Source organism: Kitasatospora sp. NPDC097691, assembly GCF_040302665.1.
GTDB lineage: Bacteria > Actinomycetota > Actinomycetes > Streptomycetales > Streptomycetaceae > Kitasatospora.
This window is the reverse complement of the sequence record NZ_JBEORY010000009.1, coordinates 94,139-109,191: the sequence shown is the minus strand read 5'-3', so window position 1 is coordinate 109,191 and position 15,053 is coordinate 94,139. Positions and strand designations below refer to the sequence as shown.

Genomic DNA, 15,053 nt, shown 5'->3' with positions numbered 1-15,053 from the left:
TCCCCGTGTGTCGTGCCGTGCGACCTGCTCTCGACGTCCTCGAACAACAGCCCGTCGGCACCTTTCGGCAGCGTACCCCGCCGAATAGAGATCGCAAGGGCATGGCCGGAACACCACCCTGCTGGCCGGAACCGCCCCTCGGCCGGTTATCCGGCGAGGGCGGCGCCGCCACCCGAATTCCCGCAGGTCAGACGACCGGGACCGGGGCGCAGCCGGGGGAACAGCCTTGACACTGTCGAGAACGCCTACCTAGGCTCTCGTCCCGTTGGCGTCAATCGCACCGCCCTTCCGGCGACCGATTTCGACGATCCGGGGCGGTACGGGGGTTCCGTCTGGGCGGCCAGGTGAGCAAGAGAACCGGCCGCTTTCAGCTCCTTTCGCTGCTTGCCCCCGTTGACCTTTCCTGCCCGGTTGACCTTTTCGCGGGGGCTAATCTCATGACCGATCTCGCAGCCATGACCACCCTTCCCTACGACCAGCGCACCAAGGCGTTCCTCGACTACATGGACCGCGGCCGGGCCGCGGGCCCGGTCGCCAAGAGCGAACAGCCCGGGGTGTGGGAGGTGTTCGGCTACGACGAGGCACTCCAGGTGCTCGGCGACTTCCGGACCTTCTCCAGCGACATGAACGACCTCATCCCCGAGGACGAGAAGGAGCTGGCCAGCGCCGCCCAGGGCAACTTCCTCGGCGTCGACCCGCCGCACCACACCCAGATGCGCGAACTGGTGCGGCGCGCGTTCACCCCCAACGTCGTCGCCCGCCTCGAACCGATCATCGCCGAGACGGCGAACCGACTGCTGGACGGGATCGAGCTGTCGGCGGACGGCACCGGCACGTTCGACGTCGTGGGCGAGTTCGCCGCCCCGCTGACCGCCCGGGTGATCGCGAAGCTCTTCGGCATCCCGGAGAAGGACCACGGGATGTTCACGATCTGGGCGGACGCGCTGCTCGGCGCCCGGCCGGCCGGCGAGCTCGGCAAGGCCGACGAGTCCGCGGTGCGCGAACTGGGCGAGCTCGTCCGCTTCGCCTCCGCCTACCTGCTCGGCATCATCCACGAGCGCCGCGCCGAGCCCCAGGACGACCTGATCACCGCCCTGACCACGGCGGAGGTCGACGGACGGTCCCTGGACGACCACGAAATCGTCGGTGTCATCGGCATGTTCGTGATCGCCGGGCACCTGCCGTCCTCCGTGCTCATCGGCAACACCGTCATGAGCCTGGACAGCCACCCCGACGTCCTCGCCGAGGTCCGGTCCGACCCGGGCCTGCTGCCCGACGTCGTCGAGGAGGTACTGCGCTGGCGTTCGCCCCTGGTGCGGGACCAGCGGGTGGCGGCCTGCGACACGGAGCTCGGCGGGGAGCACATCCCCGCCGGCGCCATGGTGTGCGTGTGGCTGGCGTCCGCCCACCGGGACGCCGAACAGTTCGAGCGGGCCGAGGAGTTCGACATCCACCGGCCGAACCGGAGCCGGCACGTCGCCTTCGGCAAGGGCATCCACTTCTGCCTGGGCGCGCCCCTGGCCCGCATGGAGGCCCGCATCGCGCTCACCGCCCTGCTGGAGCGGTTCGAGCGCGTCGAGGTGCTGCCCGACTCCGGCATCCGGTTCCACCCGTCGATCGGTGTCCTCGGTCCGGTACGGCTGCCGGTCGCCGTGCGCGGCAACACCCCCACCGGCTGACCCGGCCGGGCCGGTCTCGCCCCGAGCACGACCGGCCCGGCCCTGCCCTGCCCGGCTAGGCCCTGCCCTGCGCTGCCCTGCCGCAGACCCACCGCCCCCGTGCCCAACCGTGCCGTCCTCAGCGAGGAATCCCGATGGCGAATGACAGGCCCGCCCACCCGCACCCGCTCAGCCCCGCGTACGTCATCTACACCTCCGGCTCGACCGGAGTGCCCAAGGGCACGGTGATCCCGGGCGAGAACCTCGTCAACCTGCTGACGGACTTCCGGCAGCGGCTCGCCTTCGGCCCCGACGACCGCATGCTCGCGGTCACCACGTTCGGCTTCGACATCGCCAACCTGGAACTGCTGCTGCCGCTGCTGTCCGGCGGCGAGCTGGTCCTCGCGGCGCAGGACGACGCGCACGACCCGAAGGCGCTCAAGCAGCTCATCGCCGACACCGGGGTGACGACGGTCCAGGCCACGCCCACCCTGTGGCGCAGCATGCTGGACCACGGGCCGGACGGCCTGACGGGGCTGAAGGTGCTCGTCGGCGGCGAGGCGCTGCCCGAGGGCCTGGCCCGGGAGCTGGGCGAGGCGGCCGCCGAGGTCACCAACGTCTACGGCCCCACCGAGACCACGATCTGGTCGACGGCCGCCGACGTCGACCCGGGGATCCCCGGGCGTCCCGCCATCGGGCGCCCGCTCGCGAACACCCGCACCTACGTGCTCGACCGGGCGCTGCGCCCCGCGCCCACCGGCGCCACCGGCGAGTTGTTCATCGCGGGCGCCGGCGTTGCCCGCGGGTACCTCCACCGCCCCGGCACGACCGCCGAACGCTTCGTGGCGGACCCGTTCGGTCCGCCCGGCTCGCGGATGTACCGCACCGGGGACCTCGCCCGCTGGCGCGACGACGGCAGCCTGGAGTACCTCGGCCGGACCGACGGCCAGGTCAAGGTCCGGGGCTACCGGATCGAGCTCGGCGAGATCGAGCACGCGCTGACCGACCACCCCGAGGTCGCCCAGGCCGCCGTCGTCGTCCGGGACCCGGGCTCCGGCGGGCCGGTCCTGGCCGCCTACGCCGTGCCCGTCCCCGGCCGGGCACCGGACCCGGCCGCCCTGCGGGACCACCTCGCCCGCCGGCTGCCCGGCCACATGGTCCCCACCGCCCTGGCCGTGCTCGACGCGCTGCCCCTGACCCCCAACGGCAAGCTGGACCGCAAGGCGCTGCCCGCCCCCGACCTCGGCCCGTCCGGGCCGGGACGCAGGCCCCGCACGCCGCAGGAGGAGATCCTCTGCGAGCTGTTCGCCGAGGTCCTCGACGTGTCCCGGGTCGGCCTGGACGACGACTTCTTCCAGCATGGCGGCCACTCCCTGCTCGCCACCCGCCTGGTGAACGCCATGCGCTCGCGGCTGCGCGTGGAGATCCCGGTGCGCACCCTCTTCGAGGCGCCCACCGTCGCCGCCCTCGCGGCCCGGATCGCCGGCTCCGCCGACGCGCGCAGGCCCCTCGCCCCCGCCGAACGGCCCGCGCGGATCCCGCTGTCCTTCGGGCAGCGCAGGCTCTGGTTCATCAACCGGCTGGCGGACGACGGCTCCGCGTACCACATGCAGAGCGTCCTGCGGCTGCGCGGCGAACTGGACCGCGCGGCGCTCGCGGAGGCCGTCGCCGACGTCGCCGCCCGCCACGAGGCCCTGCGCACCGTCTTCCCCGAGGTCGACGGCGAGCCCCACCAGCTCGTCCTGGACCCGCAGGAGGCCCGCCCCGTCCTGAGCGTGGCGGAGAGCAGCGAGGCGGACCTCCCCCGGCGGCTGCGCGCCGCCGCGTCCGTCCCCTTCGACCTCACCCGTGAACCTCCCCTGCGCACCCACCTGTTCGCGCTGTCGCCGACGGAGCACGTCCTGCTGGTCGTCCAGCACCACATCGCCGCCGACGGCTGGTCCCTGACGGTGCTCGCCCGCGACCTCGGCGCGGCCTACCGGGCCAGGAGCCTCGGGCAGCAGCCCGGTTGGCGTCCGCTCCCGGTCCAGTACGCGGACTACACGCTGTGGCAGCGCGAGGTCCTCGGCTCGGACGACGACCCGGCGAGCGTCCTCGCGACGCAGACCGGCTACTGGCGGGAGACGCTGCGCGCCCTGCCCGAACAGACCGTGCTGCCGACGGACCGGCCACGCCCGGCCGAGGCCGGCTTCCGGGGCGAGACGGTCGGCCTCGCCCTGGACGGCGAACTCCACCGGCAGCTGCTCGACCTCGCCCACCGGCACAACGCCAGCCTCTTCATGGTGCTCCAGGCCGCGCTCGCCGCGCTGTGCACCCGGCTCGGGGCGGGCACCGACATCCCGATCGGCTCGCCCATCTCGGGGCGGACGGACGCCGCCGTCGAGGACCTGATCGGCTTCTTCGTCAACACCCTGGTGCTGCGCACCCGCACCGCGGGCGATCCGCGCTTCACCGAGCTGCTGACCGCGGTCCGGGACGACGCCCTCGCCGCCTACGCCCACCAGGACCTGCCGTTCGAGCGGCTGGTCGAGGTCCTCAAGCCGGAGCGGTCGCTGTCCCAGCACCCGCTGTTCCAGGTCTTCCTCGCGCTGCAGAACACCCCTGACGCCGACATCCGCTTCGACGGCCTGGAGGTGACCCTGGCTGAGGAGCCGCTGCCGTCGGCCAAGTTCGACCTGGCGTTCAACCTCTCCGAGCGCTTCCGCGAGGGCCGGGTGCCCGACGGCGTCCACGGCACCGTCGAGTACCGAACGGACCTCTTCGACCGCGCCACCGTGGAGAGCGTCGTCGAGCGACTGACCCGCTTCCTGCGGGCCGTCGCGGCCGACCCGCGCCGGCGGATCGGGGCCGTGGAGATCCTCGACGAGGACGAGCGCCGCCGCCTGCTCGGCGGCTCCCCCGCGCCCGCCCGGTCCGCCGAGGACGTGCTGCACGTGCGGTTCTCCCGTACGGCCGCGGCGCGCCCGGACCACGTCGCCCTGCGCGCCGGGGACCGCGAGCTCACCTACCGGGAGGTGGACCGGCGGTCCGACGCACTGGCCCACGTCCTGATCGCCCGGGGCGTGGGACCGGAGAGCCCGGTCGCCGTCTTCGTGGAACGCTCCCCGGAACTGGTCGTGGCGATGCTCGCCGTGTGGAAGGCCGGCGGGGTCTGCGTCCCGCTGCACGAGGCGTACCCGGCGGAACGGCTCGAATGGGTCATGGCGGACACCGCGGCGTCCGTGCTGCTGACCGACCGGGCCATGCTCGACCGGGAGTTCCACCACGAGGCACAGGTCGTCGTGGTGGCGGCGGACCGGGTGCCGGAGGAGTCCGCCGTGACCGGCCCCGACCTGCCGGTCCACCCCGACCGGCTCGCCACCATCATGTACACCTCCGGCTCCACCGGACGGCCCAAGGGCGTGGCCGTCGCCCACCGGGACGTGGTCGCCCTCGCCGACGACCCGTGCTGGGACACCGGCCACCACGAGCGCGTACTCATGCACGCCCCCTACGCCTTCGACATCAGCCACTACGAGCTGTGGGTGCCGCTGCTGGCCGGCAACGAGGTGGTGTTCGCCCCGCCCGGGCCGCTCGACACCGCCGCCCTCGCCGGGCTGATCGAGACCGAGAAGATCACCGCCGTGCACTTCACCGCCGGACTCCTGCGGGTCGTGGCCGAGGACGCACCGGAGTGCCTGGCAACCGTCCGCGAGGTGCTCACCGGCGGCGACGTCGTCCCGCCGGTCGCGGTCCAGCGCATCCTCGACCACGCGCCCGGGGCGGTCGTGCGCCAGCTCTACGGGCCCACCGAGATGACGCTGTGCGCCACCCACCACGAGGTGCGGCCGCCCTACACGGCCGACGTCCGGGTGCCGCTCGGGCGGCCGCTGGCCGGCACCCGGGTCTACGTGCTGGACGAGTGGCTGCGGCCCGTCCCTCCGGGGGTGACCGGAGAGGTCTGGCTGGCCGGGACCGGCCTCGCCCGCGGCTACCTCAACCGGCCCGGCCTCACCGCCGAGCGGTTCGTGGCCGATCCCTGGGGCGAGCCCGGGAGCCGGATGTACCGCACGGGCGATCTCGCACGCTGGAACGGCAGCCGGCAGCTGGAATTCATGGGCCGCGGCGACGACCAGGTCAAGATCCGCGGCTTCCGGGTGGAACCCGGGGAGGTCGCCGCGACGCTGGCGGACCACCCGGAGGTGTCCGAGGCCGAGGTGGTGGCGCGCACCGACCACCGCGGCGAACGGCAGCTGGTGGCCTACGTCGTCGCGGGCGGCCTGCGGAACGCCGAGCACGAGGCCGGAGCCGACCGGCACGTCGCCGAGTGGCGGCAGATCTACGACGGCATGTACGACGTCGCCCGGTCCGCCGAGTTCGGCTCGGACTTCTCCGGCTGGGAGAGCAGCTACGACGGCAAGCCCATCCCGCTGGACGAGATGAGCGAGTGGCGCCGGTCCACCGTCGAGCGGATCCGCGCGCTGCGCCCGCGGCACGTGCTGGAGGTCGGGGTGGGCAGCGGCCTGATCCTGTCCCAGCTGTACGCCGAGTGCGAGTCGTACTGGGCGACCGACTTCTCCGAGCAGGCGATCCGCACCCTGCGCGCCCACGTGGGATCCCACCCCGCCGTGCGGCTGAGCACCCAGGCCGCGGACGACCTCACCGGTCTGCCCGCCGGGCACTTCGACACGATCGTCCTCAACTCGGTGGTGCAGTACTTCCCGGACGCCGACTACCTGCGGCGGACACTGAGCGCACTCACCACCCTGCTGGCCCCCGGCGGTTCGCTGTTCGTGGGCGACGTCCGCAACCTGGACCTGCTCCACACCTTCCACGCCGCCGTCGAGCTGGCGCGTGCCGACGACGGGGAGGACGCCGCAGCGCTGCTGCGCCGGGCCCGGCGCCGGGCGGAGCGGGAGAAGGAACTCCTGGTGGCGCCCGGCTTCTTCCACCGGTTCGCCCGGAGCACCGACGGCCTCGCCGGGGCCGACGTCCGCGTCAAGCGCGGCCACGCCCACAACGAACTGACCCGCTACCGCTACGACGTCGTGCTGCACGGCACGGTGGACACGCCGACGCCGCCGGTCGAGGCGACCACCCTGCGCTGGGGCCGGGACGTCACCGACCTGCCGACGCTGCGGGCCCGGCTCACGCAGGAGCGCCCGGCGAGCCTGCGGGTGACCGGCGTGCCGGACGGCCGTACCGGGCAGGAGGCCGCGGCCGCCGCGGCCCTGTACGCCGGCGAGCCCCTCGCCCGGGTGCGGGCCATCCCGGCGGAGACGGCCGGAGTCGACCCGGCGCTGCTGTACGACCTGGGCGACGGGCTCGACTACCGGACGGCCGTCACCTGGGCGCCGTCCGGCCCCGGAGACCTGCTCGACGTGCTCTTCGTCGACGCCTCCCGGCCCGCCGGCCCGCTCGCGCCGGTCGGCTGGACCGAGCCCGCCGAGGAGGACGAGGACGAGGCGGCCCGCCACACCAACGCGCCGCTCCGGTTCCAGCAGGCGGGGCGGCTCGCCAAGGAGCTCCGCGCCCACCTCGGCGAGCGGCTGCCGGCGTACATGGTCCCGGCGGCGTTCCTGGTGCTGGACCGCCTTCCGGTCACGCCGAACGGGAAGCTCGACCGCGCAGCCCTCCCGGAGCCCGATCCGCAGGAGCAGGCCGGCTCGGGCGCCCCGCGCTCGGCGCGCGAGGAGACGCTCTGCGCGCTCTTCGCCGACGTGCTCGGCCTGCCCCGGGCGGGCATCGAGGACGACTTCTTCCAGTTGGGCGGGCACTCGCTGCTGGCCATCCGGCTGGTCAACGCGATCCGTTCCGCGTTCGGTGCCGACCTGGACGTGCGGGCGGTGTTCGAGGCCCCCACCGTCGCGGCACTCGCGGAACGGCTCGACCGGGCGGCCCCGGCGGTGACCCCGCTGGTCCCGGTGGACCGGCCCGACCCGCTGCCGGTGTCGTTCGCCCAGCGCAGGCTGTGGTTCCTGAACCGGCTGGAGGAGCACGGCGGCGCCTACAACATCCCCGTCGCCCTACGGCTGTCCGGCCCGGTGCACGAGGCCGAACTGCGCGAGGCCCTGCACGACCTGGTGGAGCGGCACGAGTCGCTGCGCACGGTCTTCGCCGAGGCCGACGGCGAGCCCGTGCAGCGGATCCTGGACGGGGACCGCGCCCGGCCCGCCCTCACCGTGGTCGACACCGACGCCGCCTCGCTCGAACAGGCACTCCTGGCCGAGGCCGGCCGAGGCCACGACCTCGGCACCGAACTCCCGCTGCGGGCGACGCTGTTCCGGCTGACGCCGACCGACCACGTGCTGCTCGTGGTGCTGCACCACATCGCCGGTGACGGCTGGTCGATGGACCCGCTGGCCCACGACCTCGGCACGGCCTACGCGGCGCGCCTGGCCGGCCGGGCCCCGGAGTTCCCGCCACTGCCCGTCCAGTACGCCGACTACGCGCTGTGGCAGCGCGCCGTGCTCGGGGACGAGCAGGACCCGGACAGCCGGATCAGCGGCCAGCTCGCCTACTGGCGGCGCAGGCTGGCCGACCTGCCGGAGGGCCTGGAGCTGCCGACCGACCGGCCCCGTCCGCCCGAGTTCAGCTACCGGGGGGCGGAGGTGCCCTTCCGCCTGCCGGCCGAGCTGCACGCGGACCTCCTCGCCCTGGCCCGGGAGCACGGCGCCACCCTCTTCATGGTCCTGCACGCCGCCCTCGCGGCGCTGCTGACCAGGCTGGGGGCCGGCACCGACCTCCCGATCGGCACCCCGGTCGCCGGCCGCGCCGACGCCTCGCTGGAGCGGCTCGTCGGATTCTTCGTCAACACCCTGGTCCTGCGCACCGACACCAGCGGCGACCCGGCCTTCGGCGACCTGCTCCGGCAGGTGGCCGAGGCCGACCTGGAGGCCTACGCCCACCAGGACGTCCCGTTCGAACGGCTGGTGGAGGTGCTGGCGCCCCCGCGGTCGCTGGCGCGGCACCCGCTGTTCCAGGTGATGCTCGCCCTGCAGCCCGAGGGCGCCGAGGCGGTGGCCCTGCCCGGGCTCCGGGTCACCGGGCACCGGATCCCGCAACGGACGGCCAAGTTCGACCTCGACGTCCAGCTGCGGGAGACCCGCTCGGCGGCGGGCGAACCGGCCGGTGTCGAGGGCACCCTGGGCTACTGCGCGGACCTGTTCGACGAGGCCGGCGCCGCCGCCCTCGCCGAGCGGCTGGTCCGGTTCCTGCGGGCGGTCGCCGGGGACCCGGCCCTGCCGATCGGGGACGTCGACATCCTGACCCCACAGGAGCGGCCGCGGCCCGCCGACGCCCCGGCGGCCCGCCGGACGCCGGTGGAGCCGGTGCCCCTGCGGTTCGAGGCGCAGGCCCGGCGCACGCCGCTGGCGCCCGCGGTCAGCTGTGCGGGCAGCACGCTGTCCTACGCCGAACTCGACGCCGAGGCCAACCGGTTGGCCCGACACCTGATCGCCGCCGGCGCCGGCCCCGAACAGGTGGTCGCCGTGGCGGTGCCGCGCTCGGAGCGGATGCTGGTCGCGGTGCTCGCGGTGCTGAAGTCCGGTGCGGCCTACCTTCCGGTGGACCGCGGCCAGCCGGCCGACCGGATCGCCTTCGCCTGTGCCGACGCCCGGCCGGTCCTGGTGATCACCGAGGGGGAGACACCGGCGGGCATCCCCGACCCGTCCGTGCTGCCCCGGGTCCGGCTGGACGACCCCGGCATCCGGGCCGCCCTGGCCGGCACCCCCGCCGACACCCTCTCCTCCGAGGAGCGCGGCGCGGCACTCACGGCGGACTCCCCCGCGTACGTCATCCACACCTCCGGCTCCACCGGACGGCCCAAGGGCGTCGTGGTCCCCCACGGCAGCATGGCCCGGCTGCTGGAGTGGGCGGTCGACCGGTTCGGGGCCGACGGACTGGCCGACGTCCTGGCCGCCACCTCGCTCTCCTTCGACGTCTCGGTGTTCGAGCTGTTCGCTCCGCTGCTGACCGGCGGTCACGTCGAGGTCGTGCGGGACCTGCTGGAACTGGCCGAGCGGCCCTGGTCGGGCACCCTGGTCAGCGGCGTGCCGTCGGTGTTCGCCGCCCTGCTCGCCGGCGGCGGAGCCACCTTCTCCGCCGGGACCGTGGTGATGGCCGGCGAGGCGCTGCCCGAACACCTGGCCCGGGAGGTGCGCCGCCTGCTGCCCGGCACGCGGCTGGCCAACATCTACGGCCCGACCGAGGCGACCGTCTACGCGACCGCCTGGTTCTCGGACGACGATGACGCCACCGCCGGGCAGACCACCGACGGGGAGACCGGCGACGGGGAGACCGGCGCTCCGCCCATCGGGCGGCCCCTGCCGCACGTGCGCGCCCACGTCCTCGACGAGCGGCTGCGACCGGTCGCCACCGGGGTCCGCGGCGAGCTCTACCTGGCAGGCGCGGGCCTGGCCCGCGGCTACCTCCGCCGCCCCGCGCTGACCGCCGAGCGGTTCGTCGCCGACCCCTTCGGCGGACCGGGCGCCCGGATGTACCGCACCGGCGACCTGGTGCGCCGCCGACCGGACGGCGGCCTGGACTACCTCGGCCGCACCGACGACCAGGTCAAGGTGCGCGGCTTCCGGATCGAACTCGGCGAGATCGAGAACGTCCTGACCCGCCACCCGGCGGTGGCGGCGGCGGCCGTCACCGCCGTGGCCGACCCGGCCGGCGGCCGCCGCCTGGTGGCCCACGTGGCCGTGCGCCCGGACAGCGGCGCGACCTCCGCGGCGATCGCCGCGCACGCCGCGGCGGCACTGCCGGAGTACATGGTGCCGGTCGCGTTCGTCGTCATGGACGCGCTGCCGGTGAACGCCAACGGCAAGCTCGACCGCGCCGCCCTCCCGGCCCCGGACCTCGGTGCCCGCGCCACGGGCGGCCGGGCGCGCGACCCCCGCGAGGAGCTGATGGGCGAACTGTTCGCCCAGGTGCTCGCGGTGCCCTCGGTCGGCCCGGACGACGGCTTCTTCCGGCTCGGCGGGCACAGCCTCCTGGCCACCCGGCTCGTCAACGCCGTCCGCTCCGCGTTCGGGGTCGAACTGCCGCTGCGCGCGGTCTTCGAGACACCGACCCCGGCCGGTCTGGCGTCCCGGCTGGACGCGGCGGACACCGCCCGCCCGGCCCTCGCCCCCGCCGAACGCCCCGCGGTGGTCCCGCTGTCGTACGCCCAGCAGCGGCTGTGGTTCCTCGACCGCCTCGACGGCGGCTCGGGGGCGTACAACATCCCGCTGGCCCTGCAGCTGTCCGGGGAGCTCGACCCGGCAGCCCTGGGCGCCGCGCTGCGGGACGTGGTGGAACGGCACGAGGCGCTGCGCACGGTCTTCCCGGACCACGACGGCGTCCCCCGGCAACAGGTCCTCGCGGCCGGCGACGGCCCGCCCGACCCCGTCCCGGTGGCCGTCGCCCCCGCGGAGCTGTCCGCCGCGCTGTCCGCCGCGAGCCGCGCCGGCTTCGACCTGGCCACGGAGCCGCCGCTGCGCACCGTGCTGTTCCGGCTCTCGCCGACCGAGCACGTCCTGCTCCTGGTCCTGCACCACATCGCCGGCGACGGTTCCTCGTACGCTCCGCTCGCCCGGGACCTCACCACCGCCTACCGGGCCCGCTCGGCGGGCCGGACCCCGGCGTGGGAACCGCTGCCCGTCCAGTACGCGGACTACACGCTCTGGCAGCGGCGACTGCTCGGCACCGAGGACGACCCGGACAGCTCCATCGCACGCCAGCTCGCCCACTGGCGGCAGGCCCTGGCCGGCCTGCCGGAGGAGCTGACGCTGCCCGTCGACCGCCCGCGTCCCGCCGTGCCCGGCCACCGGGGCGGCCTGGTGCCGCTCGACGTGGACGCGCGGCTGCACCGGAAGCTGACCGAGCTGTCCCGGCGCGAGGGCGTCACCACCTTCATGGTGTTCCAGGCCGCGCTCGCGGCGCTGCTCACCCGGCTGGGCGCCGGGACGGACATCCCGATCGGCAGCCCGCTGGCGGGCCGCGTCGACCAGGCGCTCGACCAGCTGGTCGGCTTCTTCGCCAACACGGTCGTGCTGCGCACCGACACCTCCGGCGATCCGGACTTCGTCACGCTGCTCCACCGGGTCCGCACCACCGCGCTGGCCGCCTACGCCCACCAGGACGTGCCGTTCGAGCGACTGGTCGAGGTGCTGAGCCCGACCCGCTCGGTGTCCCGGCACCCGCTGTTCCAGGTCCTGCTGGTGCTGCAGAACACCGAGGCCCCCCGGTTCGACCTGGACGGCCTGACCGTCACCCAGCCGGAGGTCGACCCCGGGACGGCCAGGTTCGACCTCGACGTCTCGCTCGGCGAGACCCACACGCCGGACGGCCTGCCGGCGGGCGTACGGGGCGGTATCCGGTACAACGCGGACCTGTTCGACGAGGCCACCGTGGCCGCGCTGGCCGACCGCCTGCTCGCCCTGCTGGCCGCCGTGGCGGAGGAGCCGTCGGCACCGATCGGCTCCCTGGACGTGCTGCTGCCGCACGAGCGCCGTGCCATCGAGCAGTGGTCCGCCGCCCCGGAACCGCCCGTGCCCGCACGGACGATGCCGGAGCTGTTCCAGCGGCAGGTGACGCGCACGCCGGACGCCACGGCGCTGCGCTCCGGCGACGACACCCTGTCGTACGCCGAGCTGAACCGCCGGGCCAACCGGCTGGCGCACCACCTCCGTTCGCTGGGCGTGGGCCCGGAGAGCACCGTGGCGCTGCTGCTGCCCCGCTCCACCGGGCAGGTCACCGCGGTGCTGGCCGTGCTCAAGGCGGGCGGTGCCTTCCTGCCGGTGGACCCGGACTACCCGGCCCAGCGGATCCGGCACATGCTGGCGGACGCCCGACCCTCCCGGGTGCTCACCCTGGGCTCCCTGGCCGGCCGGCTCCCGGATCCGGCGGCCGCGCTGCTCCTCGACGACCCGCTCACCGGGCGGACCGTCGACGCGGCACCGGACACCGACCCGGACGACCGGGACCGCACCGCCGCGCTGCTGACCGCCCATCCGGCGTACGTCATCCACACCTCGGGCTCCACCGGACGCCCGAACGGGGTGGTGGTGACCCACGAGGGCATCGCCAACCTGGCCGCGCGCCAGATCGAGCGGTTCCGGGTGCTGCCCGGGGACCGGGTGCTGCAGTTCGCGTCGCCGAGCTTCGACGCCGCCTTCTCCGAACTGTGCATGGCGCTGCTGTCCGGTGCCGAACTGGTGCTGGCCACCAGGGAGGAGCTCATCCCGGGCCGCCCGCTGGCCAGGTCGATCGCCCGGCACCGCATCACCCAGGTGACCCTGCCGCCCGTGGCGCTGTCCGTCCTGCCCCCGGACGCGCTGGCGACGGTCCGCACCCTGGCCGTCGCCGGGGACGCGATGCCCGCCGACGCGGTGCGCCGGTGGGGCTCGGGGCGGCACCTGATCAACGCGTACGGGCCGACCGAGACGACCGTCTGCGCCACCATGAGCGAGCCGCTGACCGGCGAAGACCGCCCGACGATCGGCCGCCCCATCGGCGGCGCGGCCGTCCGGGTCCTCGACGACCGGCTGCGGCCCGTGCCGCCCGGGGTCGCCGGGGAGCTGTACGTGACCGGTCCCGGCCTGGCCCGGGGCTACCTCGGCCGCCCCGGACTGACCGCGCAGCGCTTCCTGCCCGATCCGTTCGGCCCGCCGGGCGGACGCATGTACCGCACCGGTGACCTCGTCCGCTGGGACGGCGAGGGCCGGCTGCACTTCCTGGGCCGCGCCGACCACCAGCTCTCCGTCCGGGGGTTCCGGGTGGAACCGGGCGAGATCGAGGCCGCGCTGCTCGACCACCCGGCCGTCACCCAGGCCGTGGTCACCCTCCGCACGGACGACCGGGGCGAACCGCGGCTGATCGGCTACGCCGTCCCCCGCGACGGCGACGCACCGGATCCGGCCGCGCTGCGCGCGCACGCCGCCGACCTGCTCCCCGGCCACATGGTCCCGGCCGCGGTGATCGTCCTGGAGGCGCTGCCGGTCACCCCGAACGGGAAGCTGGACCGGGCCGCTCTGCCGGAGCCGGCCTTCTTCGGAGAGCCGGACCGCGCGGCGCGCAGCCCGCGCGAAGCCGTCCTGCGCGAGCTCTTCGCGGAGGTGCTCGGCACTCCCGACCTCGGGGTCCACGACAGCTTCTTCGACGTCGGCGGCCACTCCATGCTGGCCGCGCGGCTGATCGACCGGGTCCACGCCGTCCTGGGCCTCGACCTCGGGCTGCGGCTGCTGTTCGAGGCGCCGTCGGTCGCGAAGCTGGCGGCCGCCCTGGACGGGGACGCGGCGGCGGCCCGACGCGGCGGCGACTGGGACGTCCTGCTGCCGCTGCGGCCGGGCGGCGACGGGACACCGGTGTTCTGCGTCCACCCGGCCGCCGGCCTCGGCTGGTCGTTCGCCGGACTCGCCCGGTACCTGGAAGCCCGGCACCCGCTGTACGCGCTGCAGTCCCCGGGCCTGGCCGGCGGCCCCGACCTCCTCCCGCCGACGGTGGCCGACACGGCGGCGGCGTACGTCGCCGAGATCCGGCGGATCGCGCCGCAGGGCCCGTACCACCTGGTCGGCTGGTCGGCGGGCGGGCTGATCGCCCACGAGATGGCCGTGCAGCTCCAGGCAGCCGGTGAACAGGTGGGCCTGCTCGCGGTGCTGGACGGCTATCCGCTGGCGGACGTCGCCCCGGTCTCCGAGCCGTCGCCCGGGGAGGTCGCCGAGGCCGTCCGCCTGGAGACCGCCGGTCTGCAACTCGACGACCGGGTGCGGGACAACCTGGCGTCCGTGTACCTGGGCGTCGCCCATGCCGCCCGGGAGTTCACCCCCGGCGTCTTCCACGGGGAGCTGCTGCACTTCGCCGCCGCCCGGAGCCGGGACCGGCACCGGCTCGCCGCGGACCTCTGGCAGCCGCACGTCGACGGCCCGCTGCGACGGCAGGAAGTCGCCTGCGGACACGAGGAGATGACCGGGCCGCAGGCCCTCGGCGCGATCGGCCCGGCCCTCGCGGCCCGGCTCGGGGAAATCGCCGCATTCGCACGACACACGGAGGAAACCGACTCATGACCAATCCTTTCGAGGACGACAACGCCACCTACCTCGTTCTGCGCAACTCCGAGGGCCAGTACTCGCTGTGGCCCTCGTTCGCCGAGGTGCCGGCCGGCTGGGAGACCGTCCGCGGCCCGGCCGACCGCCAGGCCTGCCTCGACCACGTGGAGGAGCACTGGACCGACATGCGCCCCGCCAGTCTGATCGCGGCGACGGACCGCGCCGCCACGAGCGGGAGCGCCACGCAGTGACCATCGACCGAAACCACTTCGAGGACCTGACCGTCGACCACGTCAGGTTCTGCGTCGTCGACCTCGACGCCCGGACCGCCGAGTTCGTCCGCGGGTTCGGGCTGACGCTCACCGACTCGACGGACCGGCCGGGC

The 15,053-nt window shown here is 74.9% G+C and carries 3 protein-coding genes and 1 pseudogene; all 4 read left to right on the top strand.

What is annotated here, in order from left to right:
• Positions 1 to 437 precede the first annotated feature (437 nt).
• Entirely contained in the window at positions 438 to 1,679 is a 1,242-nt protein-coding gene (locus ABTY56_RS09365; protein WP_350627842.1) for a cytochrome P450, read from the top strand.
• Positions 1,680 to 1,813: 134 nt separating this feature from the next.
• A pseudogene (locus ABTY56_RS38820) lies at positions 1,814 to 8,908 on the top strand (amino acid adenylation domain-containing protein); the annotation flags it as partial.
• A gap of 51 nt (positions 8,909 to 8,959) precedes the next feature.
• Positions 8,960 to 14,686 (top strand): amino acid adenylation domain-containing protein, encoded by a 5,727-nt coding sequence (locus tag ABTY56_RS38815; RefSeq protein ID WP_502893065.1) that lies wholly within the window; start codon positions 8,960 to 8,962, stop codon positions 14,684 to 14,686.
• On the top strand, positions 14,683 to 14,919 hold the full coding sequence (locus ABTY56_RS09355) for an MbtH family protein (RefSeq protein WP_350627839.1): 237 nt from the start codon (positions 14,683 to 14,685) through the stop codon (positions 14,917 to 14,919). The genes ABTY56_RS38815 and ABTY56_RS09355 overlap by 4 nt, the downstream gene beginning before the upstream one ends.
• Positions 14,920 to 15,053: the final 134 nt, after the last annotated feature.